The sequence below is a fragment of the Shewanella sp. SP2S2-4 genome, assembly GCF_031932025.1.
In the GTDB taxonomy this organism is placed as follows: Bacteria; Pseudomonadota; Gammaproteobacteria; order Enterobacterales; family Shewanellaceae; genus Shewanella; species Shewanella baltica.
This window is the reverse complement of the sequence record NZ_JAUOER010000036.1, coordinates 14,607-39,161: the sequence shown is the minus strand read 5'-3', so window position 1 is coordinate 39,161 and position 24,555 is coordinate 14,607. Positions and strand designations below refer to the sequence as shown.

Genomic DNA, 24,555 nt, shown 5'->3' with positions numbered 1-24,555 from the left:
ATTATCACGTTATAATCATGAAGAACATGCATAATCCCACAACATCGCTGCCATAGTTAAATCAGAGAAATGCGCATACGTTTGCGCGAGTCCGTGTGTGCCGCTCATAAAGTTATTACAGACTGCTCTTGGCGTTCACTGGCTAGGTTAGTTAACACTTAACTGAGGCGTTAAAGTGTATCTCTTTGATGGGCGAGGTGCGTAAAGAGCATTTCATATTTAGTTGCAGTTTCTAGAGATAGGTTTTAACCGACGTTTCTAATGAGCCATTACTTGTTAGTGAGCCCATATATTTCGATAGTCGTTGGATTGGTCAAGATAAGCGCACCGAACACAACAAAGTGCGCTTAAATTGATTGAGGCTTACTGGGTGTGTTCTGAATGCTTACGGTGGAGTACTTCGAGTAGTTCATCTTCGAGTTCGAAGCGAGTTTCCATGTTATGGGCAAGTTCAGATAAATCTTTATCGAGTTGATACAACACGAGATCGTCTTGAGTTTCCGCATATTTATCGTTGAAGTCTAATGCCGCATTCGTGGTTGGCGTTATTTTTGGCAATACTTGTTGCGCGAGTGTTTTGCTTGATTCACCATATTCACTACAGGCATTAACGACTCTATCGTAGACTTCGAAATGGCCTTCAGAGACATAGTCCACTAATAAGTCACAGAAAGATTTAACATGTTCGAACGAGGGAAGTGATTTTTCTGATTTACTGTAAGGAGGAAGCCCAGCAATTTGGCAGTAATGCACTAACAGTTTTCGACGGTTTTTTAGCCATTGATCAATAAGCTTATTTGAGCCGCCCCACTTCTGTTCCGCTTTTTCAAGTTCTCTCAGCATGATGCATTCCATTTAAGTGCCAGCACATAACTCTAATGTAGGGACAAGTCGCTAATCGATCAACTCTTTTCATGCGAATTTGCGAGAATGACGAAATGGACAAACCAGCTGTTTTGCATCAAAAAATACAAATAAAAAACCCAACGATAGAAACCTATCGTTGGGTGAGTAAAGTTTATAGCAGGCTCGATGCGACGAGCTTCTTGATTGTTCTTGCTAGCGCAGACTTTTTATACCAAAGGCAGGGAACCAGCGCAACTTTTTTCTGTCTGAGTGTGACTTCGTTACGAATAAATCAGCAGTATGTTATCTGGATAACAATTTCCAATTTATATGGTCAAATCGACGCCGACGATGGGGAATAGCTCACATATATTTGCACATAAAGGTTACATTATTCGCGTAAATGCTAAACTACCGACCCAGCGGATCTCAATAAGACTAGGAACCAAGCCCAATGGCAGAATTAAAGAATGATCGTTATTTACGCGCCCTACTAAAAGAGCCTGTCGATGTGACCCCTGTGTGGATGATGCGTCAAGCTGGCCGTTATCTTCCTGAATATAAAGCTACTCGCGCTCAAGCGGGTGACTTCATGTCTTTGTGTAAAAATCATGAGCTTGCCTGTGAAGTCACGCTGCAACCTTTACGTCGTTATGATCTCGATGCGGCGATTTTGTTTTCCGATATTTTAACAGTGCCCGATGCAATGGGGTTAGGTTTGTATTTTGAGGCGGGTGAAGGCCCACGTTTCGAACGCCCTACAGACACTATCGATGCGATCAAAAAGCTCTCAATTCCAGATCCAGAAGATGAGCTGGGTTATGTGATGAAAGCCGTTAGCACTATTCGCCGTGAACTGAATGGCGCAGTGCCGTTAATTGGCTTTTCTGGTTCACCTTGGACCCTAGCAACTTATATGGTTGAAGGCGGCTCGAGCAAAACTTTCGAAAAAATTAAGAAGATGGCTTACGCTGAGCCAATGGCATTACACATGCTGTTAGATAAATTAGCCGATTCAGTGATCTTATACCTGAATGCCCAAGTGGCTAATGGTGCACAATCACTAATGATTTTTGACTCATGGGGCGGCGCGTTATCGCACTCTGCTTACCGTGAGTTTTCTTTGCGTTATATGCAGAAGATTGTCGATGGTCTGACACGTTTTGCCGATGGCCGCAAAGTGCCAGTGACGCTGTTCACTAAAGGTGGTGGTTTGTGGTTAGAAGCGATGGCAGAAACTGGCTGTGATGCGTTAGGTTTGGATTGGACTGTAGACATTGCCGATGCCCGTCGCCGTGTAGGCCATAAAGTTGCATTGCAAGGCAACATGGACCCTTCAATGTTATATGCACCAATTCCACGTATCGAAGAAGAAGTGGGCCATATCCTAGCGGGTTATGGTGAGGGTACTGGCCATGTATTTAACTTAGGTCATGGCATCCATCAGCATGTCGATCCAGAGCATGCCGGCGCTTTTATCAAGGCGGTTCATGCGCAATCAAAGCAATACCATAAGTAATTTTTGGTTTGCGAAACAGGCCCGCTTGCGGGCCTGTTTTATTTCTGACATTTGGGTTTGATAGCGTTGGAGCTTCTGGCGAAGGTATCTTTATGGATGAGCGTATGTGGTGATTTCTATCGTCTGCGAGCTTAATGAGTCTTACATTTAGATAACGACTTAAGCACCCTATATTCACATTCTGATTATGTGTGAATTATCTTGATAAAGAGTAAAATTCATAATCGTTTATTTTATAAATTTTATTTTTAAATCAAAGGTATAAAATTGATTTGATTGCATGAAAATGTCTACTTTAGCAACGACTAAAGCGAAGTGATGTTTAATACTATTCGCAAATGAGATATGTTGCATGGCGCAGTGAAGGATTATGCAAGGCCGTCAATCAATTTAGTCATAACAAGCCGTGGTAAGAGATGCACATTGGCAAGAAAATATTGGTATTTATTGCGGGCTTTTGTCTCCCCGCGGTGGTCATTGTCTCCTATTGTCTGGGGTGTTGGTACGATCATCGCGTCGAGCTATTGCGCCAAGACAGTGCTAATCGTGAACTTGCTAATATCCAGCAGCAGTTTCAAATTGATGTTGACCGCTTAACCTTTCTCACGAATATCTACGCTTTACCTTTGTCGCAGTTAGATGAAGTGCAACTAAAAAAGCTAGAGTCCTCGTGGCACGATAGTTCAATGTCGGCCAACCTTAGTTGGTATATTTTACGCCAAGGCGAACTGCAGACTTTTTTCCCCAATGAATATACTTTTGCGTCTAATGAGCTGCGGGAAATTGCCAGCGCCATTATTAGCGCTAATAAGCCCAGTGTTGCTGGTGCATATTTGATTGGTGGGCAGGCTTATGTCATTACCGCCGTGGCTTCTGCACCTAATGAATCTGTACTGCTGGTGCGTCAGTTGACCGATAATGACTTACTTGAATATGCGCAGGCCTTATTGGTAACTAAAGTGACTATGAGTCACTCTAACGCTGTCACGGCAAGTGTTGAGGGCGTTCATAGTGACACCATTGAAATACCCAGCCTGTTAAAAGACAAACCTGTTTACCTGCAAGTGCAGTTCTCCGAGGGGCCCTTCCAAGAGGTGAAATTTAAGCTCGATTGGGTATCGCTCGGGTTTATTCTTTTTGGCGTATTTATTGTTGGCCTTGGCTATATTTGGCTGCGCTCAGGTTTACTCAAACCCTTTAAAAACTTGATGCGGCAATTGGCGCTGGTCGATCCTATGTCCAGTGTCTATCAACCTGTCACCAGTGAGGGTAATGAGGAATTAAAAGTGCTTGCCAGCCGCGTTAATAGCTTGCTGGCCAGAATTTATCAACAGAAAGAACGCGCGAAAATCACCTTAGAATCTATTGCAGAAGCGGTGATTTTAACCGACGTCGATGCCAAAGTGATTTATATGAATCCGCGGGCCGAGTCGCTTCTGGATGTCGCCAGTTGTTATGCCCTAGATCAGAGCCTCGCAAGCCTGTTAAAGGCTGGCGATCAGTTGAATCAGGCGGTCTTCACTTGTATTCGTCTTGGCGAATCATCACCACAGGTCGAGAAAATCAAGCTATTAACTGCTTCGCCTCGGATTATGGAGCGCAGTATCAGCAATCTGCGCAATCACGATAAAGAAATTGTTGGTACTGTCGTGGTATTGCGGGATATCACTCAAGAAGAGTTACTTAAACACCAGCTACAAAAAAGGGCAAATTTCGATAGCATTACAGGGCTGCTAAACCGTCAGGCATTTGATGAGCAGTTACCCCAATTTGCCGCTTCAGCTAAAACCATCGCCGTTTGTTATCTCGATTTAGAGCAATTCAAGTTGATTAACGACAGCTGTGGCCATACTGCAGGCGATCGTATGCTCGCTATGGTGGCTAAGGCTATGCAGGCTTGTCTTGGGCCACAGGAGCTATTGGCGCGCCTTGGTGGCGATGAGTTCGGTTTAGTGATTTGTAATCGCAGTGCTTTATCTGTGGCGCAATTACTGAAGCAAATGATTGCGCAAGTCTCCATGCAAGTGCTGAATGACAAAAACTGTAACTATAAAGTTGGTCTCAGCATAGGTGTCGCCTTTGGTCGTGCGCCCTATATTGATGCCCAAGAATTATTGAAAGACGCGGATATTGCCTGCATTGCCGCTAAAGCTAAGGGCGCCAATCAAATTCATTTTTACGATGATAAAGATAAAGAGCTCACTTACCAAAGAAACGCGCCTAAGTGGGCGGTACGTATCGCGCAGGCGATTGAAGAAAACGAGCTAATTCTGTATTACCAACCGATCCGTGGGTTAGGCAGCGGTCCACAGCGACAACGCATGGAAATCCTGCTGCGAATTCAAGAACCCTGTGGCCGTATTTTGGCGCCTGCGCAGTTTATTGCCGCGGCTGAACGCTTTAAGCTGATGCCTGACATAGATAAAGAAGTGATCCGCAAAGCCTTTTTATGGTTATCTTTGCACCCGGTGCTTTGGCCTGATCACTGTATTTCGATCAACCTTTCTGGCAATAGTTTAGGCGCCGAAGGTATGGTGGAATATATCGCCCAGCAGCAGCATATTTTTGATATTCCAAGTCAATGTATTTGCTTTGAAATTACTGAAACCACCGCGATCCAAAATCGCAATCGTGGTATGGAAATGTTGAAGCAGTTACGTAAGCTTGGCTTCTCGTTTGCCTTGGATGATTTTGGCAGTGGTTTCGCCTCTTACGGCTATTTGCGTGAATTACCTGTCGATTATGTCAAAATCGATGGTTGTTTTATCAAGAATCTTGCCGTGAACGCCAAAGATTACGCTATCGTTAAATCGATTCAGGATGTTTGTCGGGTCATGGGGATCGAGACTGTGGCCGAATTTGTTGAAAATCAGGAGATTATCGACAGATTATTGAGCATTGGCATTAATTACGCGCAAGGTTATGCGATAGGGCGCCCACAACCCTTAGCGAATTATCGTGAACAATATGAGATGAGGCTTGCACAACGCGCGTGATGGATTGCGCTTTTAGTGTGATTATGCCAATTTAGCTAAAGATGTAATTAACATAGCGATAACAAAGGAATGACTATGGATGGACTCACTGGCAAGGTCGTGATCATCACGGGTGCTTCAGAAGGTATTGGTCGAGCACTCGCTGTGGCAATGGCGCGAATGGGCTGCCAGCTCGTGATCAGTGCACGCAATGAAACACGTCTCGCTTCACTCGCCTTAGAAATCGCTAATTATGGTCCGCCTCCTTTTGTATTTGCTGCCGATGTTTCTCGTGCTGAGCAGTGCGAAGCCTTGATAGAAGCCACGGTCGCGCATTACGGACATCTCGATATTTTAATTAATAATGCCGGCATGACCATGTGGTCACGTTTCGACGAGCTGACTCAGCTGTCTGTACTTGAAGACATTATGCGGGTGAATTATCTTGGACCCGCGTATTTGACCCATGCCGCGTTACCTCATTTAAAGGCCAGTAAGGGCCAAGTGGTGGTAGTGGCCTCCGTCGCTGGATTAACGGGCGTTCCAACTCGTAGCGGTTATGCCGCTTCTAAACATGCTGTGATTGGCTTTTTCGATTCGTTGCGGATTGAGCTCGCGGACGATAATGTGGCAGTGACGGTAATTTGCCCCGATTTTGTGGTGTCACAAATTCACAAACGTGCCCTCGATGGTGCAGGTAATCCTTTAGGCAAGTCACCGATGCAAGAAGCTAAGATACTGACGGCCGAGCAATGCGCCAATATGATGCTACCTGTGATTGCGACTCGGGGCCGACAACTTATCACTTCACTTCGTGGCCGTTTGGGGCGTTGGCTTAAGCTGATCGCGCCAGGTTTAATCGATAAAATTGCCCGCAGGGCGATCGCCTCCGGGCACTAACATCTTTGGCATTACAAGCTATTTGCCACTCTTATTCAGATGCGTAATGATTGACTGTTCAGCCTCGCTTTGCGTTGCTTTTTCCCCTTGCTTTTCGATAGTTGCAGTGGCCATATGGCCCGTCATATCCTCTGCAATATGAAACCAATCTGGATGCCAGTAAAAGCTGGCTCCTTCTAGGGTTTGCCAGTTATGCACGCCTGATTTTTCACCTTGATAAATAAGATCTTTTATCGAATAACCCATATATTTACCCTATTAATTTTTATGATTGTTAAAAATATAAGAAGCTTGATGGTGCACGTCATCTGAGCCTAGGTATGTGCTTTAGGTCACATTTTTCAGGTAAAATAAACCCCGCCAGAGCGAGGTTTATCAGTTGCGTTAGTCGCTTAGTCTGATTAAGGCTTAGCGCACTTATGGTTTAGTGCACTGGGTTGGCGAACCCGTACCTTTCCATTGTGTAGTACCATCAGCGAGTGACAATGGCACAAAGGTTAAACCTTGGCTCATGTTCGCTGGCGGCAAGTCGGTTTCTAGCTCATACATGCCCATGGGCATAGTACCCGAGGTCGCATTAGCGACTGTTTGCGCTGCTGCAAGGCTTGAGTAGCGCAGACCCAGCATATCAAAATGATTACGCCAATCTTTGCCTGTGAGCTGACTCAAAGACACCAACATAAAGTCGTTGCCGGGAATATCTTTCACGGTTTTGCCGCCGTAAACACTATTGCCGTCAAACGGAAATTGGTCAAAGCCCAGTTTGCTGCGGTTCGCTTCCCAATCACTGGCGTTATTGGCATATTTGCCAAAAATACGACTGTGTTGATACAGCAAGGTAAAGAGATTAAAGCCATTGTTCAGCATGGTGCCATCGCTCAGCATCATGCCGTGGGCCTTTAGTGCCATTTGGATATAAAACGACATGCGATAGCCGTTATGCACAGCATATGCATTGCTGGCCCAAGGCGCTGTGTATCTGTCTTCACCTGCATCGAGCACTTTACAGTTAGCGCCAAACACTACGCGCTTACCGCTGGTATCTGTTGTGCCCGCAGCATCGGACATAAACACATAGAAGAGATCTTTATGGTTCATGTGGCCATCAGTAACCGTATCGGTATTATTATCGCGCAGATAATGGGTTTTCCACTTCACCACATAGGGGAAGATGTTATTGGAGTTTTCTCCGGCGCGGCTGGCATAGCCTGTCCAGTTGTCGCTATTAGCCGCAGTGGCATATTGCACATTGAGGCGGTTAGTTTGCAGATTGTGGCCTAACTCATGGTTATCGCCCCAACCCGTTGGGTCGATATTCCATGCCGCATCCCATGGATTTCCGCTACAACCGGCGCCGCAGTGGGCATTTTGATCATAGTTAGCGTGTTGAATAATAGTGCGGGTATGCAGATTATTGTCTATACAGTCGTCGCCAAACAGTCCTTTACAGGCGGCGAGCACATCGGCGGGTAAGGACTCAGTTAAACTCTTTCCTTGGATCTTAAGGCCAGCTAAGGTGTAAACGCTATTTATATGGTCATCGACAATACTTTTGAGTAGCGCGTTGACATCGGGCACATTGCCGCCGATGGCGTTTAAAAAGCGGTCGCGACGCAGATGCTGCTCAGCGCCATCGGTGCGCAAGTCCACATGGGGTAATTCAGTATTTTGAATGCGATCGTTAAAGGCTGCGATTTCAACCGGATTGGAGAAATCCATAATGGTCGGATGTTTTGCCACATGCTCAGCATTGACATCAACACTTAACGCGCCATTACCACCCGAAACCTCACCATTGATGTATAGATAAATCGGCCCGCCGTAGGGTGAGGAAAACTCAATACTTTGCCCTTGTGCTAAGCGCAGGCGTTGCTGGGCCAGTTCCAAGGGGCCGCGGTAGATTTTCTGCTCATAGGCACGGTTAGTATTGCGTCTATGGTAGTTGAGTTTGATCTCCACATTCGCAGCGCTGCTATCGAGACGAGTGAGTTTGATGGTTTGACCTGGCAGTGCATACCAGCCCGTGGTCGTCCATTGGCCCGCATAGGGCACGCTAATGATTTTACGCTCTGAAACCGTTGCAGGGTAAACGTAGTGTGCATTGCTGCCCTTGCTGAGGTTAGCTCTGTCGGTAACATATTCACCTAAATCTGGCTGGGCTAAGTTATGGCTACGGGCATAGCTGACGGTCCAATCGGCAAATAGTGCCCGCTGCCATTGAGCGAACTCGCTGTAGGCTATGGGGTAGTCAATCTCGCTGCGATATTTATCTGCAAGCAGCAGTCCAGCCTTCATCAAGGGGAAGTCTGCCTTGGTAAACACATCAATTGCGTTGTTATCTAAGGTTTCGGCATTGCTGCGATACCAATCTGCGCCCGCTTTGAACGAGTCAACAAAGGCGGCAGCATTGCAGCTGAGATAATTGCCTGTGCAGTCGTTAAGCACTGAGGTATCGAAGCTTGCTTCATTGAGCTTGCCGAGTAGGTTATTTACCTTGGTCAGAGCTGTATCTTCGGCCAAAATATCAGTCACATTGAGGTCGTTGGCATTGAGCTTTGACCAATAATTACCTGAGGTTGAAAGCCCCATTTCAAGGTAAAGCGGCGATAGCATTGGGCTTTGATTACGCCAGTAGTTTGAGAGCAACAAGGGAATACCCGCCGCTTTTGCCTTAGCGATAGCAGCTTTAATGCCGGCAAAACCCAAGGATTGACGGTCTATGTCACTTATCACTATCACATCGGGCTTAAGTGTATCGATACAGTTGCTTAGCTCGCTGTAGTCACAAGTGTTTGCCGCATTAATGTTATGGGCAGCGGGGTAGTTGTTTGCAAGCCAAGTACGAATACCCTCGTTATGGGGAAAATACCAACTGTCGGCTTTGCTCGGCATTTGGGTGGTGACTATGTTGAGGTCGTCGGTTTTATCGGCGCCTTTGGTCAGCCAGCCTAAAAGATTTTTCAGCAAAGTATCGGTTTGAGCTGAGGTGTTGACGGAAAAGAGATTTCCTCCCATGGCCGCATATCTTTGCCCTTGTTGCTCGCCCGCCATGACTAAGCCGCGAACCGCGCTTGCACCACTGCCATCGACATTCGATGGCAAGACAGTAAAAGTGTTCTCTGGCATAAAGCTCGAGAAGGTAATTGAGTCGTGAGTCGGATGCCAAGAGACGCTGCTACCGACACCTTGATATAGCTGATTTATCTGGGCTTTACGTTCGATGTCGATATTAGTGAGTTCGGCGATGCTGAAATCAATTAACTCACTCGCACTGGCAAGCCTGTGGTCTTGATGCTTAATGGCATTTTCGGCGTTAGCAATAAATGTCGGCGTGATAGTGCAATCCGCCGTTATTGCCGCCGTGGTGTAAGTTAGCGCATTGAGCGTGCCACCACAGCCAGTAATGCCTTCGAGTGTAAAGCCAATATCGGCAGTGATGCTAAAAATAGCGCTTTTACCCGACTCCACTTTTTGACTGCTTGGATCTAAGGCTCCGCCATTTGCTGACACACTACTAGCAATGTATTGCACCGGCGCGGGAGGTTGGACTGGCGGCTGAGTCGGTGGTGTGGTCGTGCCAGCATCTTCTGAGCCGCCACCGCATCCGCTAAGCAGTATGGCGATGGAGGCGCACAGCAGTCTAATCCTCATGGGGAGTCCTTGATATTTAGGTATTTAACATTTGGTTGACATTGTATCTCGTTGCTCCAATTTTCAATAGAATTAATTATATAATTTTATTGAAAATCATGACGTTATATTTGACGCTCGTCAAAATTCAGGCACAAAAAAACCGGCTTCTGGCCGGTTTTTTAACGCGCCTAGCAATTAGTCTTGCTGCTCACGTGCAATAGCACGGTAACCAATATCGGTGCGGAAATACACATCATCCCAGTGGATTTCATCAACCAATTTATAAGCCGCTTTTTGCGCTTCGGTCACTGTGTTACCCAGTGCAGTCGCGCAGAGTACGCGCCCGCCGTTGGTGACTACGTGGCCGTCTTTCATCTCAGTGCCAGCATGGAAGACTTTGCCATTGTTATCACCAAGGCTGAGACCGTCAATCACATCAAACTTGCGATACTCATCTGGATAACCGCCAGCGGCTAATACCACGCCAACGGCTGCGCGCTCGTCGTATTCAGCTGTCACTTTATCTAACTCGCCACGGGTGGCGGCTAAACACAGTTCCACTAAGTCAGACTTTAAACGCATCATGATTGGCTGAGTTTCTGGATCGCCAAAGCGACAGTTGTATTCAAGTACTTTGGCGCTGCCGTCTGGAGAGATCATCAAACCAGCATACAAAAAGCCTGTGTAGATATTGCCTTCTGCGGCCATGCCATCAACCGTTGGGCGAATTACGTTTGCCACAGTCCAATCGTGTACCGCTTGAGTCACCACAGGTGCTGGCGAGTAAGCGCCCATACCACCCGTGTTTGGACCATAGTCGCCGTTATCGCGGGCTTTATGATCTTGGCTGGTCGCCATTGGCAGAATGTTTTTGCCATCGACCATGACGATGAAGCTGGCTTCTTCGCCTTTCAGGAATTCTTCAATGACCACGCGTGAACCCGCATCGCCAAACTTGTTGCCTGCGAGCATGTCATCAATCGCCGCATCGGCTTCAGCTTGGTCTTGGGCGATAATCACGCCTTTACCTGCGGCCAAACCGTCAGCTTTGATGACCACTGGATAACCTGTTGTGGCCGTTAATTCACGCACGAAGGCTTTAGCGTCGCTGATTTCGGTGCAGTTTTTGTAACCCGCAGTTGGAATATTGTGGCGGGCTAAAAAGTCCTTAGTGAAGGCTTTTGAACCTTCGAGCTGAGCTGCCGCCTTAGTTGGGCCAAAAATCGGTAAACCTGCGGCATTGAATGCATCAACTACGCCCATCACTAATGGCGCTTCTGGGCCGACTATAGTCAGTTCAATTTTATGGGTTTTCGCAAAATCGAGCAGAGCAGGAATATCGGTGGCGCTGATCGCCAGATTTTCAACATTAGGTTCTAGGGCTGTGCCCGCATTGCCTGGCGCAACATAGACAGTTTCAACTTGAGCCGATTGTGCAGCTTTCCACGCTAGGGCATGTTCGCGACCGCCGCCACCAATAACTAATACTTTCATTGTAAAGCTCCCATGAATCGAAATGGATAAGGCCCTAGAATCTAGGACCTAGAATCTACTGATTAGTGACGGAAGTGGCGCATGCCCGTCATCACCATGGCCATGCCGTGCTCGTCTGCTGCGGCGATGATTTCAGCATCGCGCATTGAGCCACCCGGTTGGATGATGCAGCTAATGCCCGCAGCCGCAGCGGCATCGATACCGTCACGGAAGGGGAAGAAAGCATCGGATGCCATCACAGAGTTCACTACTTCTAAACCTTCGTCGGCGGCCTTGATGCCAGCGATTTTAGCGCTGTAAACGCGGCTCATTTGGCCTGCGCCGACACCGATAGTCATGCCGTCTTTGGCATAAACGATGGCGTTAGATTTAACGAATTTCGCTACTTTCCAGCAGAACATTAAGTCTTTCAGTTCGTTTGCAGTTGGTTGACGTTTAGAGACCACTTTGATGTCTTCTAAACCGACCATGCCTTGGTCGCGATCTTGTACTAACAAGCCGCCGTTAACGCGTTTGTAGTCTAAGGTTTGGGTTTTAGTGTTCCACTGACCACATTCCAATAAACGCACGTTGGTCTTTTTCGCCACCACATCGCGGGCCGCTTGGCTGACGCTTGGGGCGATAATCACTTCAACGAATTGACGCTCAACGATAGCGCTCGCCGTCGCGGCATCTAACTCGCCGTTGAAGGCGATAATGCCACCGAAGGCTGACGTTGGGTCAGTTTGATAAGCGCGGTTATAGGCATCGAGCAAGTCTTTACCTAAGGCCACACCACATGGGTTAGCGTGTTTAACGATAACGCAGGCGGGTTCCAAGAATTCTTTTACGCACTCAAGGGCGGCATCGGTATCGGCAATGTTGTTGTAAGACAACGCTTTGCCTTGCAACTGAATTGCGGTCGCCACAGAGGCTTCATCAATTTTAGTGTCGACATAGAAGGCCGCCGCTTGATGGCTGTTTTCGCCATAGCGTAAGTCTTGCTTCTTCACTAATTGGGTGTTGAACGTGCGTGGGAACTTAGAATCAGCAAAGCATTCGTCCGTGCTATGCGCAGGAACCATAGTGCCGAAGTAGTTGGCGATCATGCCATCGTAACCCGCAGTGTGCTCAAAGGCTGCAATCGCTAAGTCGAAACGCGTCGCATGGGTCGTGCTGCCATTGTTAGCCGTCATTTCTGCCAGTACGCGTGAGTAATCGGCGGCATTAACGACTATGGTGACGTCTTTGTGGTTTTTTGCCGCTGCGCGCACCATAGTTGGGCCGCCAATATCGATATTTTCGATAGCGTCCTCTAAGGTACAACCGGCTTTAGCAACAGTTTCAGCGAAAGGATAAAGGTTAACCGCAACCAGATCGATGGCATTGATATTGTTGTCGGCCATAACGCTTTCATCAAGACCGCGGCGCGCCAAAATGCCGCCGTGCACTTTAGGGTGCAGCGTCTTAACACGACCGTCCATGATCTCAGGGTGTCCTGTGTAATCAGATACTTCGATAACAGGCACGCCGTTATCCGCTAACAGGCGAGCGGTGCCGCCAGTTGATAACAGCTCCACACCTTGGGCGTGAAGTGCTTTGGCGAACTCGAGAATTCCGGTTTTATCTGAAACGCTTAACAGCGCGCGACGAATGGGTCTGGCATTATTTGCAGCAGTCATTTGGGTACAGGGTCCAGTTATTTTAGTTTCAAGGATCTTTCGGAAAACAGAACAGCCTTAGTGCTGCACTGCTTTCCAAAAGTCCCTTGGTCCTATTTTTACTTTATTAGCTAACTTTTTATCCCTTCATCACGGCGCGCGTATTCTACCGTAAAACTGCATTTACGGGTGTTTTTTCTGCGTGATTTCACAATATTCATATCAGAACAAAGTGACGTGACTCGGCCGACTTTATGTAAAGTATGAATTACCCCTTGACCTTGGAGTAGGCTCCAAGGTTTATACTCGCATTATTGAGCTGTATGCTGGAAACTCCCCCTGAGTTGGGCGCGATTTCGCAAAGGATGAAGACATGTATCGTATTGGTGAACTGGCGGATTTGTGTGAGGTGAAAGCCGACACGTTGAGATTTTACGAGAAGCACGGTCTGCTCGCGCCGTCGAGCCGTACCGAGTCAGGCTATCGAGTGTATACCGAGGCCGATGCCGCGCGACTGCGTTTTATCTTACGGGCGAAGGCCGTGGGTTTTACCCTCAATGAAATCAGTGAATTGCTTTCAATCGAACTTGATAAATCTAATCGCGTCTGCGCCGATGTGAAGGGTATGGTTGATATTAAATTGGCCCAAGTGAAGGCCAAAATCGCCGAGCTGAATCATTTTCAAACCAGTTTACAAAGTCTGTCCGATGCCTGTTGTGGCGGGCCGCGCAGCGCCGAACATTGCTCGATTTTAGAGGCGTTGGAATCCAGTACTGAGCGGGTACGCGTTGAGCATCATTCTCATGATGGAAATCAGCACGAAACGCATCAGCATAAAGCACATCAAAATGAGTCGCACCAGCATACTCACGGCAAAACAATCCATGATGAGTCAGGGAATTAATTATGTTACTGAAGAATTTTATCGATCTGTTTTTAGACTCGGCGCCTTGGTTGTTATTAGGCCTGATCCTGGCTGGGCTATTAAAAGTATTCGTACCAATGGTGTGGATGCAAAAGCAGCTCGGCGGTCACGGTTTTAAAACTGTGGTGAAGGCGGCGCTGCTCGGTGCACCATTACCTTTGTGTTCTTGTGGCGTGATTCCTGCGGCGGTAGGGTTACGCCGTTCTGGTGCCTCTAAAGCGGCAACGACCTCCTTTTTAGTGTCGACGCCAGAAACAGGCGTCGATTCAATCGCCGTTTCCTACGTGTTACTCGGCCCCTTTATGGCGATCGTCAGACCGATTGCAGCGATTACCAGTGCGATTGTGGCTGGTTTACTCGTTGGCCGCGATGACGACGATGGCAAGCCTGCGGTTAAGTCAGAGTCCAAGTCAGCTAGCGACGTACCCGTGGCGGCCCGCTGTGCGTCGAAATCTGCTACTCAGTCTCAAGCTGTTAAAGCTGAACCGGTTAAAAGCTGTTGCTCATCAACTAAAGAGCCAACTTTAGCGCCTGTTAAAGCGGCTGCATCCTGCTGCGGCAATGAAAGTCATACTGAGCAGAAGACTGAGCCTAAGAGTGCGATCAAAATGACGCCTGTGGCTGCAACGTCTAGCTTAATGACGGTTCATGGCGGCAGTGTTGCGAACGTCGGTGTGATAAAAGCTGAGAAAACAGCTTCCTGCTGCGCTAGTAAAACAGCTGAATCTGTCACCCCTGAGACAATCCTTGTGGTGAAAAAAGGTGCCTGTTGCGGTACTTCAAATAAAGCCGAGTCTGGAACACATGATCACAGTGCTCACGGCCATGGTTCTCAAACCCAAGGTGAAGCGGATAGCTGCTGCGCCTCGACTCAAGATATGGCGACTGAGTTAAAATCACAATCTGTATTAAGCCGCGTCGGTATTGGTCTTAAATATGCGGCAACGGATTTAGTGCGTGACACTACCTTGTGGTTGCTGGTGGGTTTATTCTTCGCGGCACTGGTGCAAACTTATGTCCCCGCAGACTTTTTAGCACAATGGGGCAACGGTATCTTAGCTATGTTAGTCATGGTGTTGGTCTCTGTGCCTATGTATATCTGCGCCACGGCATCGACACCGATTGCAGCCGGACTATTATTGGCTGGCGTGTCACCGGGAGCCGTTTTAGTGTTTATGATGGCGGGCCCTGCGACCAATATCGCGACATTAGGTGTGGTGGCTAAAGAGTTAGGCAAACGTGCGTTGTGGGGATACTTGGGCGGCGTGATCGGCGTGGCCTTAGTCGCAGGTATATTGGTCAATTATCTGGTGGATAGCTTTGGCTTTGTGGTGATGCCACAGATTGGTGAGCAGCACCAAATGTTACCTCAGTGGTTAGTGGCAACCTCTGGCATAGTGCTGGCGTTACTCATGGCAAAAGTGGTGTTTGAAAAGATCCCTCGAAGCTGGATCCGCCGCAACGATTGCTGTTCTTAATCAGCTCATATTCCGCTCAGTAATTATCGAGCGAATAACGAAAAATCCCAGTGTTAGGGCTAACACTGGGATTTTTTATTGTCGATTTATGCTTTTGCTCGAGCTAAACCCAAGCTTAGTTGCCTTTTTTCACATCGATAAAGGGCAGAGTGCCTGTCGGTAGCATGGTTGTCGGTAGTTTACCGTCCCACTTTTCCGCTTTAGTTAATTCAACTAAGTTTTGATTTTGTGCCAGTGCTTCGGCGCGGCTTTTAATTGCAGAGGCTTCTGCATCACCTTTAATGCGAATACTTTCGGCTTCAGCCTTGGCGCGGGCTAATTGCGAGTCGGCCTGTGCTTGCGCTTGGGTGACGGCGATTTGCGCGCTGACGCGTTCTTTTTCTAGATTCTGCAGTTGAGTTTGCACTTCTACTTCGGCGCGCATTCTGTCTTCGACGGATTTTTCATAGGCGTTGGAAAAGTCGATATTCTCAATCTGCACTGAGTTGATTTCCACCGGACCTTTGATCGAGTTAGTGATCGCGCTGGTCACATCGATACCGAACTTGATCCGCTCTTGTACCACAGAAATCGCCGTGTATTTACCGAAGATGTTTTCGACCTGAGTCGGCACTTGTCTGTCGAGCAAACGCGTGACCATGGCATCGATACTCTTGAAGTTAGCATACACTTCTTCGACGCGGTCTGGCGGTACGCTAAATGTCACCGATGCGTTAAGTGTCGCAGGTTGTTGATCGCGGCTATAGGCTTGCAGCGAGGTATAACTGGTGGTGTGTGTTTGGGTCGAAATCTTCACCACAGTGTCTATCAGTGGGATTTTAAAACCAAGCCCAGGTTCTGCTGTACCGATAACTTTACCGTTGCGCAGCAGTACGCCACGTTCACCTTGGTCAACTGTATACCAACTGCCAAATAAGGAAATAAAGAGGATTAATAGAATAACAATGGGGATAATTTTGCTGAGGCCAATTGAGCTCGGCAGATTGAATTCATTTTTAATCATTTAGCTTCCTTTGCTGATGTCATAGTAATGAGCTTGAGGGTGAATCGGATTGTTTATCTTGGGACAAGACTATTAACGCGAAATGTATCTTAATGGTTAACAACTGGCAATGACAAGGCAGAAGTGTTGCCTATTTGTGATTTGAATACCATAAACCATCCTTACAGTGTAAATCTTATTGCGAATTATTATCACCAAGGCTAGAGTCCCGAAATTAAAATTCTTCCATTGCTTTCATGTGCTTATCTTTTACATGATATACAGCAAGCATAGGAAAATGGACTCGAATGCTAACGCTTTGTAGTGAGAGGATAACATCCCGTGTTGCAACTTATATTCCTGTTGTCGACGCTTCTGGCCTGCTTGTTATTTTATTTAACGAATAAGCAGCAAAAACTATTTGCAAGCTCCCTTCCTAAGCGGCCTTGGCGGTTACTCGCTTACGGTGTTGCCTTTGTCAGTCTTATCGGTTGGCTTAGCCTCTTTACCCTTAGCGCCGCAATTTTTATTTGGTTAGCCCTGTTGATGTTATTGATGGGGTTAGTGCCTTTTATCTCACTTTTCGGTCGGAAATAACTCATGGCACGTTTAGCTGAACAGGATAAATTGCAACCTGACTGGTGGACTAAATCACTGGCTGGATTGATTTTAGGATTTACTTTAGCACTTGGATTGGTGGGGTTATTTGCCTGGTTTGGCCCAGGCGGCATCGATGTCGATACTAAAGTGCAGTTCAACATGTGGCTGATTACGCCTATCTGGTTATTGATCTTAAGTTTTAGCTTTATGTTTAAAACCGGACTCAGGGCAATCGGCTACTTGGGCTTGTTTAACGTTTTGACTTATATAGTGTTATATACCTTTAGGTGACAAGGATGAAAGTTCGCAGTGATGTGTTACGTGTGTATCAGTCTATCCATATTTGGACTGGTATCATCGCCGGAATCGTATTGTTTATCGGCTTTTATGCCGGCTCGCTCACTATGTTTAAGGGGGCGATTGACGCTTGGTCAATGCCGCCAGCCCTGACCTTGCCTCAAGTGCCCACCGAGAAGCTGGATGACTTAGTCGCGCAAGTGTTAGCGCAGGATGATAAGGCCAAAACCGGTTTTAGTTTGCACTTAAATGATGAGCATCAATCGCCGATGACTTGGTATCAGCAGGGCTCGGAACGTGAACTCAGCATGAGTCACCAGCTTTGGCATGCCAGCCTTGACGAGCAGGGGCAATTAGTCACCCAACTAAGTACACCAAGCGAGTTGGCTGAGCTGATTGACCAATTACACCGCACCGCGGGGATTGCCGGCGAAGTCGGTCACGATCAAGCGGGTGCCTATGTGTTGGGGATAGCCGCCGTTTTATACTTCTTGGCATTGGTTTCTGGGGTGATTTTTTTACTGCCAACGTTCACCAAAAGTTTTTTCGCCCTGCGTAAAGATAAAGGTGAGAGTCGTTTCTGGCTCGATGCCCATAATTTAGTGGGCATTACCAGCCTGCCATTTCATCTAGTGATATGTGTAACTGTGATTGTGTTTGCTTTCCATGATCAGCTTTACGATGGGCTTAAGCATATGGTTTATGGTGAAAAACCATTATTTGCTCAATCGGCACCGGACAAAACGCCCTATACACTAGCCGATTTGCCAAAGGTCACCACTGTGTTAGCCAAGGTGCAGCAAATCGCCCCCGATTATCAAGTGAATGAAATGACCTTTATGAACTTGAATAATCCCCGTGCGACTCTGCGCTTGGGGTTATATAACCCCAATGGTTTTATGCGTGGACCCGTTACCGATTTCTTATACCTGCATCCTTATAGTCTTAAGGTGACCAATAGCACGATTGATCAAAGCGACAAGGGGATTTGGGCCAGAACCGTTGCGGTATTCTTTGGATTACATTTTGGTAGTTATGGGGGCGATCTCGGGCGTTGGGTGTATTTTTTCCTAGGTTTGAGCGGTGCTTTTTTATTTTATAGTGGTAATTTGCTGTGGCTGGAAAAACGCCGTAAAAAGCAGGCGAGCGAGCAAACCCGTGCTTGCCGATTAATGGCGAGCGCCACGGTGGGGATTTGCTTAGGCTCGGTTGCCGCTTTAACGATAAGTATGTTGTTGGGTAAATGGTTATATGTGCATGTGAGCAATATTAACCACGTCTATTTGTGGCTGTATTATCTGGTGTTTGGCTTGCTGGTGGTTTACGCCTTTTGGCGTGGTGCTGCTAAGGCGGCGCTGCTGATTTTGCCTTTGTGCGGCTTGGCTACATTGGCGATGCCAATCACGTCTTTAGTTGCGTTAATCGTGCCAAGTTTAGGCTTATGGGCGCCTTATTCTGCGGCAACGTTAGGCGTCGATCTGGTGGCGTTAGCCTTTAGTGGAGTGTTCTTTTATGGTTACAGGCTGACTCGCCATCGGGTGCTTAATGGGCCGCAGGACAGTGTCTGGGCCATTCCCGCCACAGTGCCAGTGGCAGAATTAACCCAGCAAACATCATAATAACAATGGGCGCCGTTATCGGCGCCCATTGTTATTCACAGGGTGTAGAGACTTAGCATTAACGGCTCAGGGCTAAGCCTTCGCTGTGGGTAGACGGGCTTTGCTTCGGGCGAGTAAGTGCGCGCTTAGATAGCAAACCGTGACTAAAAAGCTTGCTGCTAAGTAGAGCGGTAAGCCATGTTCTACATCATCAAAACGACTGGCGGCAACCGGACCAATAACCGAACCCACAGAATAACTGAGCAACATAATCTGAGTGGCGGAGACGATTTGGCTGCTGGGTAAATGATCGCACGCCAGACTGATGGCGATGGGATAAAGAGCAAAGGCGCAGGCACCGAGTAACACAAAACCTAACCATAATCCCACAAGCGATGTTTGTATCAGTAACAACAGCGCCGCCGCACCCACTAAGCAAAAGGCTGTCATCAACACACTCTTTTCAACACGCGGGGATAAATAGCTCACTAAGGGTTGAACTATCATGCCGCCCATAATGATCAGCGCCATAAATTGCCCCGTCTGCTGGGCAAAACCCATGTCCCGCGACACATAAACAGGCAATAAACCGTAGATGGGACCGAGTAATAATCCTGAGACTAAACAGCCGACAATGGCAGGTTTACTTAAGGTTTTAAGGTCGGAAAGGGCAATAGCGTGTTGTTCACTGGACTGCGGTTGGCCGCGTTTAACTAACAGTGCAGGTAAGCTTGCCGCTGCCAACAAACCTATTACTACCAAGTAGGGTAAATTACCCGTGGTGCCTAAATAATCTACGGCAAGTTGCCCAATGGCAGTGCCACCGTAGAGGGCGGTCATATATAAGCCTAAGCGTTTTGCCCGTTGTTTTTGGGTGTCGGCCATAAGTAACCAAGACTCGACCACCACAAAAATCCCTGCAACAGCCAAGCCTGCAATCAGGCGTGATACTAGCCAAACACTGCTCTGTGGCAGTAATACCATTACCACAACGCTACACAGTAAGATATTTAAGAACAAAATAAAGGCCTTACTGTGACCTATGCGGCTGACAATCGGTGCAATACAAGGTGCACCTAGTAATAAGCCAAGGTAGAAAATACTCGCCAGCCAAGGCGCAAGATCAAGGCTTAGATCAAAGTAAGTGAGCGAGAGTGGGATCAAACTCATCAAGTAGCCTGACGCTAAAGCAAATAGGCTGAGTCCTGCCACAGGCACAAACAGCCCTGGCTTTTGATTGGGTTGAGCTGACAGCATATTTTCCACAAGCGGTACCAAAATAGGTAAAAAATGAACAGGAGACGATAATACGGTCGCGACTCTAGGTTGGATTGCTCGCGGGGTAAAGTGAGTTAGATTGACTGAGATGGTGAATAATATTTGTGTTTATTATTCATAGGGATATTGAGTTGTAAATGTTATTTATTTGAGTAGGATTCTAGGGTTGTTTTCGGCTTTGATGGTTTGAAACATTTTTAATTTCTACACAGTTTTGCATCAAATAAATGATGGAACCACTAGGAGACGTTATCGAGCACTTGCTGGAGTTAAGTGGTAAGCGCCTGCACAAATTCTACAGGGAAGCTAATCAGATGTCCTTTCGCATTATCAGATAGATTTAAAAGGTTAAATCTTCTTTCCGTCACCATGCCATTTAAGTTTTTAAGTATGTAAACCAAAATCTTAAATGCGAAAAATGAAAGTTATTCGTGAAATATAAAACTGAGTTGATGCCAGCTGCAATTCTGTCATTGGTATGTTCGTTTACGTTATCGCTTTAAATTGCAGTCAGCTTGAGGGGGGGCAAAGAGTGGTAAATACATTCATGGGTGTTTTATAGGCAAAAACTGTGGTTACAGGATTGAATTAGCGTTAACCACTTTATTTAAGGTTAAATTCAGTGTTTGTCACTTAGTATTAAAGTGAAGCATGATCCACGTCACAGTTTTAAACACTTATTCAATTACAGCTTTATCAAGCTTTTGCGTGATTTTTGCTCGTTTGAAAGTTTTGCACATGGCTTTAGATCAGAAATGGGTGATTTTTATCTCACTTAAGGTTTTTCTGGGCTTTTAGTCGGCAGAATGTGTGGTTGCTAAGTGGCAAAATTACAAAATAAACCGCTTTGCCAAGTGTGATCTATGCCCTAAATTTGCGTCAAAATAAAATGGTATTAAGGTTGTAACCATGTCATCAACAGATTCAAGCACTGTTCCACCTCACAAAGCTCCCGTCAGCGAAGGGCTCGATAAAAAGAAAATGCTGATCCTAGCGGCGGATATTGTGCTGTTATTTGCACTCTATTACGGCTTACCCTTTGAACAAGGGGTGAACACGGGTCTGGCGATTCTGGTTTTCGCTGGCATTCTTTGGTTGACCGAAGCGATCCACATTAGTATCACCGCGATCCTCGTGCCTATACTCGCGGTATTCTTTGGGGTGTTTGAAACCAAAGAAGCGATGAGTAGCTTTGCAAATCCTATCATCTATTTATTCTTCGGTGGCTTCGTACTCGCAGCGGCCTTACACCATCAAAAGATTGATACCTTAATCGCACAAAAGTTGTTGTTAGCCTCTAAGGGCAAACTCAGTATCGCTTGCTTTATGCTGTTTGGGGTGACGGCACTGCTCTCTATGTGGATCAGCAATACCGCCACCACGGCGATGATGCTGCCATTGGCACTCGGGATTTTGCAGCAACTAGACCGCGAAAAATACCACAGTACTTATGTGTTTTTACTGCTTGGGATTGCCTATTCGGCCAACATAGGCGGTATCGGTACTTTAGTGGGCAGTCCACCGAATGCGATTGCTGCGGCGCAAGTTGGCTTGAGTTTTAGTGATTGGCTCAAGTTTGGTATTCCGACCGTCATCCTCATGTTGCCGTTAATGTTGATCGCCTTGTATTGGTATTTTAAGCCGGATCTTTCAGCCAAGTTCGATGTGCAAGTTGAAGCGCAGCAGTTGACGTTCCAAGGTAAGTTCACCCTGCTTATCTTCCTCGCGACAGTATGTTGTTGGATTTTCAGTGTGCCATTAGCCAAAGCATTAGGTGGCATCACTCAGTTCGATACCATAGTGGCGTTAGGCGCAGTTGTTTTGCTCGCTGGTTTAGGCTTAGTCGGCTGGAAAAAGATTGAATCGACCACAGATTGGGGTGTGCTGATATTGTTTGGTGGTGGTTTAACGCTAAGCGCAGTGTTGAAAAGCACAGGCACCAGTGTGTTTTTAGCCCACTGGATGACAGATATTTTCGGCAGCACGCACATGTCATTGTTTGTGTTTGCTGTGATTGCCTTTGTGGTGATGCTAACAGAATTTGCCAGTAACACCGCCAGTGCCGCACTGTTAGTGCCTGTATTTGCGGCAATTGCCGAGGCATTAGGCGTATCGCCTGTGATGTTATCTGTGCTGATTGGTATTGCCGCGTCCTGCGCCTTTATGCTGCCAGTGGCGACGCCGCCCAATGCGATCGTTTATGGTTCAGGCCATATCAAACAATCGGAAATGGTGCGGGTCGGTATGATAGTCAACTTTATCAGCATGATAGTGCTAGGCATTATCGCCCATGTTTTTTGGGATGTCTGATATCGGTAGGTTGAGATTTTAGTAAACCCAAATACCCAGCGAGTCTGGGTATTTTTATGGGCGCGAAATAGTTACCTGCGGTTAACTATGGCTTTTTAACCATTGATTTAAGGCTGACTGAGGTAAAGCCCCCGCTTGCTGCGCGAGTATTTTCCCTTGCTTGAAAATCATAAGAGTGGGAATCGAGCGAATATTAAACTGTGCCGCGAGGGCTTGCTGTTCTTCAGTGTTGATTTTACCGAAGCGAAATTGCGGCTCCCACGTCTTAGCCGCCGCGGAAAACACCGGAGCAAAGCTTTTGCATGGGCCACACCAGTTAGCCCAAAAATCAACGACTAGGGGGAGATCAGATTTATTGGCATGGTTGGCAAAGTTCGCGCTTGTGAGTTCAATCGGCGCAGCCGTAAAGACACTGAGCTTACATTTACCGCAAGTAGGTTGCTGGGTTAAACGCTCATCGGGAACACGGTTTAACGTATCGCAATGGGGGCAGGCAATAATCATGGCTAAGCTCCAAAATAAAACGTCGATATTATTAATATATTGGGCTAAAGGACGGTTATTTAAAGGGGGAGTGATAATGTTATCGGCCATGATGACCTTATTCTCAAGGATAAAGCAGTGCACCGAGCGGCAGAAATATTGCAATAGCGCCGACAAGCGTGGTCGTCGGTGATAAAATCTGGCATAAGTTACATATCACGCCCTAAGTGCGAAAAGAAAAGAGAGTGAAGAAATGACCGAATTAGAAGTAATCGATCTGCAAGTGGGCGAAGGAAAAGAAGCGGTAAAAGGCGCGCTGATCACTACCCAATACCGTGGTTTTTTGCAGGATGGTACCCAATTTGATTCATCCTATGATCGCGGTCAGGCATTTCAATGTGTGATTGGCACTGGCCGTGTGATTAAAGGCTGGGATCAAGGCATTATGGGGATGAAAGTCGGTGGTAAACGTAAGTTGTTAGTGCCAGCTCATTTGGCCTATGGCGAGCGCCAAGTGGGTGCGCATATTAAACCCAATTCGGATCTGACCTTCGAAATTGAGCTATTAGAAGTGCTGACCCGAGACTAATTAAGGAAATTATTTTTCGTGGCATCGGATACGGCAGCAGAACACATCAATCAACTTCAGGCTGAAATTGCTCAGCTCAAACGTGAAAACGCTCAGTTAACGGCGTTGAATCGTCGTGCCGAAGAAAAACTGTTTGCCGCCCTCGATGGCAATGGCTTGTGCCTGTGGGAACAGCATATTCCAAGCGGGAATTTAACGATATTCAATATGCGCTGGGGCGAAATGCTCGGTTTTAGTCCTGAAGAATTAGCCGCCCACGTTGATATCTGGAAAAGTAAGTTACACCCAGAAGATAAAGCATGGGTGATAAAAGCCTTTGAAGATCATGTCAGTGGCAAGTCCGATTACTATCAGGCAGTACACAGAATGCTGCATAAAGATGGCAGCGTCACTTGGGTGTCTGACCGTGGGCGCATTGTTGAACGTTTTGCCGATGGCACGCCGCTGCGGATGATGGGCAGTCATATCGATATCACCCAAGAAAAACGCTACGAACTGGATTTGGCACTGTTAGCGCACAGCGATCCCCTCACCAACTTAATGAATCGCCAAGCCATAGCCAAAGCGTTCGATGAGTGTTTGCAACCTGAGATGCGCGGCGCATTATTCTTTATCGATCTGGATGGTTTTAAAGCCTTAAATGACCGTCACGGCCATAAGTTTGGCGACAATTTATTGGTGCATGTAGCGCATACATTAGTGTCTCACTCGGGTGAGTTAGCGAAGATCGCTCGGCTAGGTGGCGATGAGTTTGTGATCATACTGCCGTCCTCCGATATTGAATCTTTAGCTATGCTCGCACAGTCTTTGCTCGATGTTTATCGACAGGGCTTTTTGCTTGAAGGTTGTGACGTGGAGATAGGCCTGAGTATCGGTATCGATATATTTAGCTATGGTGATAGTTTTGCCAAAAGCTGCGATCGCGCGGATGCTGCTATGTATCGCGTGAAACACCAAGGTAAAAATGGCTATCGCTTTTACCAGCAAGCTGATGATTGCTAACCCTTA

19 protein-coding genes are annotated in these 24,555 nt (G+C 47.0%); 11 read left to right on the top strand and 8 right to left on the bottom strand.

Annotated elements, in window-relative coordinates; genetic code table 11:
- Positions 1-363 precede the first annotated feature (363 nt).
- Positions 364-843, bottom strand: a complete 480-nt coding sequence (rsd, locus tag Q4Q54_RS20700) for a sigma D regulator (RefSeq protein WP_106648308.1) — start codon at positions 841-843, stop codon at positions 364-366.
- 457 nt (positions 844-1,300) lie between these two features.
- Here rsd and hemE point away from each other — a divergent pair, with 457 nt between their 5' ends.
- The 3 genes from hemE (at position 1,301) to Q4Q54_RS20685 (ending at position 6,240) form a co-directional block, all read left to right on the top strand.
- Positions 1,301-2,365 carry a uroporphyrinogen decarboxylase gene (hemE, locus tag Q4Q54_RS20695; RefSeq protein WP_063884476.1) on the top strand — a complete coding sequence of 355 codons (1,065 nt, stop codon included), beginning with the start codon at positions 1,301-1,303 and terminating at the stop codon, positions 2,363-2,365.
- 416 nt (positions 2,366-2,781) lie between these two features.
- Positions 2,782-5,361 carry an EAL domain-containing protein gene (locus Q4Q54_RS20690; protein ID WP_311989454.1) on the top strand — a complete coding sequence of 860 codons (2,580 nt, stop codon included), beginning with the start codon at positions 2,782-2,784 and terminating at the stop codon, positions 5,359-5,361.
- 75 nt (positions 5,362-5,436) lie between these two features.
- Positions 5,437-6,240 carry an SDR family oxidoreductase gene (locus Q4Q54_RS20685; protein WP_063884474.1) on the top strand — a complete coding sequence of 268 codons (804 nt, stop codon included), beginning with the start codon at positions 5,437-5,439 and terminating at the stop codon, positions 6,238-6,240.
- A gap of 18 nt (positions 6,241-6,258) precedes the next feature.
- On the opposite strand, the gene Q4Q54_RS20680 is transcribed toward Q4Q54_RS20685, so the two are convergent.
- The 4 genes from Q4Q54_RS20680 to purH form a co-directional block, all read right to left on the bottom strand.
- Complete coding sequence (locus Q4Q54_RS20680; RefSeq protein WP_012090366.1) at positions 6,259-6,486, bottom strand: hypothetical protein; 228 nt, start codon at positions 6,484-6,486, stop codon at positions 6,259-6,261.
- A 171-nt stretch (positions 6,487-6,657) separates the two neighbouring features.
- Complete coding sequence (locus Q4Q54_RS20675; protein WP_311989453.1) at positions 6,658-9,891, bottom strand: ImpA family metalloprotease; 3,234 nt, start codon at positions 9,889-9,891, stop codon at positions 6,658-6,660.
- 177 nt (positions 9,892-10,068) lie between these two features.
- Positions 10,069-11,367, bottom strand: a complete 1,299-nt coding sequence (gene purD, locus Q4Q54_RS20670; protein ID WP_311989452.1) for a phosphoribosylamine--glycine ligase — start codon at positions 11,365-11,367, stop codon at positions 10,069-10,071.
- A gap of 62 nt (positions 11,368-11,429) precedes the next feature.
- Positions 11,430-13,028, bottom strand: a complete 1,599-nt coding sequence (purH, locus tag Q4Q54_RS20665; protein ID WP_311989451.1) for a bifunctional phosphoribosylaminoimidazolecarboxamide formyltransferase/IMP cyclohydrolase — start codon at positions 13,026-13,028, stop codon at positions 11,430-11,432.
- Positions 13,029-13,380: 352 nt separating this feature from the next.
- Here purH and zntR point away from each other — a divergent pair, with 352 nt between their 5' ends.
- Both zntR and Q4Q54_RS20655 read left to right on the top strand, forming a co-directional pair.
- Positions 13,381-13,911, top strand: coding sequence for a Zn(2+)-responsive transcriptional regulator (zntR, locus tag Q4Q54_RS20660; RefSeq protein WP_311989450.1), 531 nt, complete (start codon positions 13,381-13,383; stop codon positions 13,909-13,911).
- Positions 13,912-13,913: 2 nt separating this feature from the next.
- Positions 13,914-15,410: an SO_0444 family Cu/Zn efflux transporter gene (locus Q4Q54_RS20655; protein WP_311989449.1), complete on the top strand. Its 1,497-nt coding sequence runs from the start codon at positions 13,914-13,916 to the stop codon at positions 15,408-15,410.
- 115 nt (positions 15,411-15,525) lie between these two features.
- Here Q4Q54_RS20655 and Q4Q54_RS20650 read toward each other — a convergent pair whose 3' ends face one another.
- Positions 15,526-16,413, bottom strand: a complete 888-nt coding sequence (locus Q4Q54_RS20650; protein WP_063884205.1) for a prohibitin family protein — start codon at positions 16,411-16,413, stop codon at positions 15,526-15,528.
- 321 nt (positions 16,414-16,734) lie between these two features.
- On the opposite strand from Q4Q54_RS20650, the gene Q4Q54_RS20645 reads away from it, so the two are divergent.
- Genes Q4Q54_RS20645 through Q4Q54_RS20635 form a run of 3 tightly spaced genes read left to right on the top strand, consistent with a single transcriptional unit; the run spans position 16,735 to position 18,908 of the window.
- Entirely contained in the window at positions 16,735-16,989 is a 255-nt protein-coding gene (locus tag Q4Q54_RS20645) for a hypothetical protein (RefSeq protein WP_106648299.1), read from the top strand.
- Between the two features lie 3 nt (positions 16,990-16,992).
- On the top strand, positions 16,993-17,283 hold the full coding sequence (locus tag Q4Q54_RS20640; RefSeq protein WP_311989448.1) for a hypothetical protein: 291 nt from the start codon (positions 16,993-16,995) through the stop codon (positions 17,281-17,283).
- 5 nt (positions 17,284-17,288) lie between these two features.
- Positions 17,289-18,908 (top strand): PepSY-associated TM helix domain-containing protein, encoded by a 1,620-nt coding sequence (locus tag Q4Q54_RS20635; RefSeq protein ID WP_311989447.1) that lies wholly within the window; start codon positions 17,289-17,291, stop codon positions 18,906-18,908.
- 72 nt (positions 18,909-18,980) lie between these two features.
- Here Q4Q54_RS20635 and Q4Q54_RS20630 read toward each other — a convergent pair whose 3' ends face one another.
- On the bottom strand, positions 18,981-20,144 hold the full coding sequence (locus tag Q4Q54_RS20630; RefSeq protein ID WP_107950353.1) for an MFS transporter: 1,164 nt from the start codon (positions 20,142-20,144) through the stop codon (positions 18,981-18,983).
- A gap of 930 nt (positions 20,145-21,074) precedes the next feature.
- On the opposite strand from Q4Q54_RS20630, the gene Q4Q54_RS20625 reads away from it, so the two are divergent.
- Positions 21,075-22,475 carry a DASS family sodium-coupled anion symporter gene (locus tag Q4Q54_RS20625; protein WP_311989446.1) on the top strand — a complete coding sequence of 467 codons (1,401 nt, stop codon included), beginning with the start codon at positions 21,075-21,077 and terminating at the stop codon, positions 22,473-22,475.
- Between the two features lie 81 nt (positions 22,476-22,556).
- Here Q4Q54_RS20625 and trxC read toward each other — a convergent pair whose 3' ends face one another.
- A complete protein-coding gene (gene trxC / locus Q4Q54_RS20620) occupies positions 22,557-22,979 on the bottom strand; it encodes a thioredoxin TrxC (protein ID WP_311989445.1) in 423 nt (140 codons plus the stop codon).
- 232 nt (positions 22,980-23,211) lie between these two features.
- On the opposite strand from trxC, the gene Q4Q54_RS20615 reads away from it, so the two are divergent.
- Together Q4Q54_RS20615 and Q4Q54_RS20610 are read left to right on the top strand one after the other, a co-directional pair.
- Positions 23,212-23,547: an FKBP-type peptidyl-prolyl cis-trans isomerase gene (locus Q4Q54_RS20615; RefSeq protein WP_011845636.1), complete on the top strand. Its 336-nt coding sequence runs from the start codon at positions 23,212-23,214 to the stop codon at positions 23,545-23,547.
- An 18-nt stretch (positions 23,548-23,565) separates the two neighbouring features.
- A complete protein-coding gene (locus Q4Q54_RS20610) occupies positions 23,566-24,549 on the top strand; it encodes a sensor domain-containing diguanylate cyclase (RefSeq protein WP_311989444.1) in 984 nt (327 codons plus the stop codon).
- Positions 24,550-24,555 lie beyond the last annotated feature (6 nt).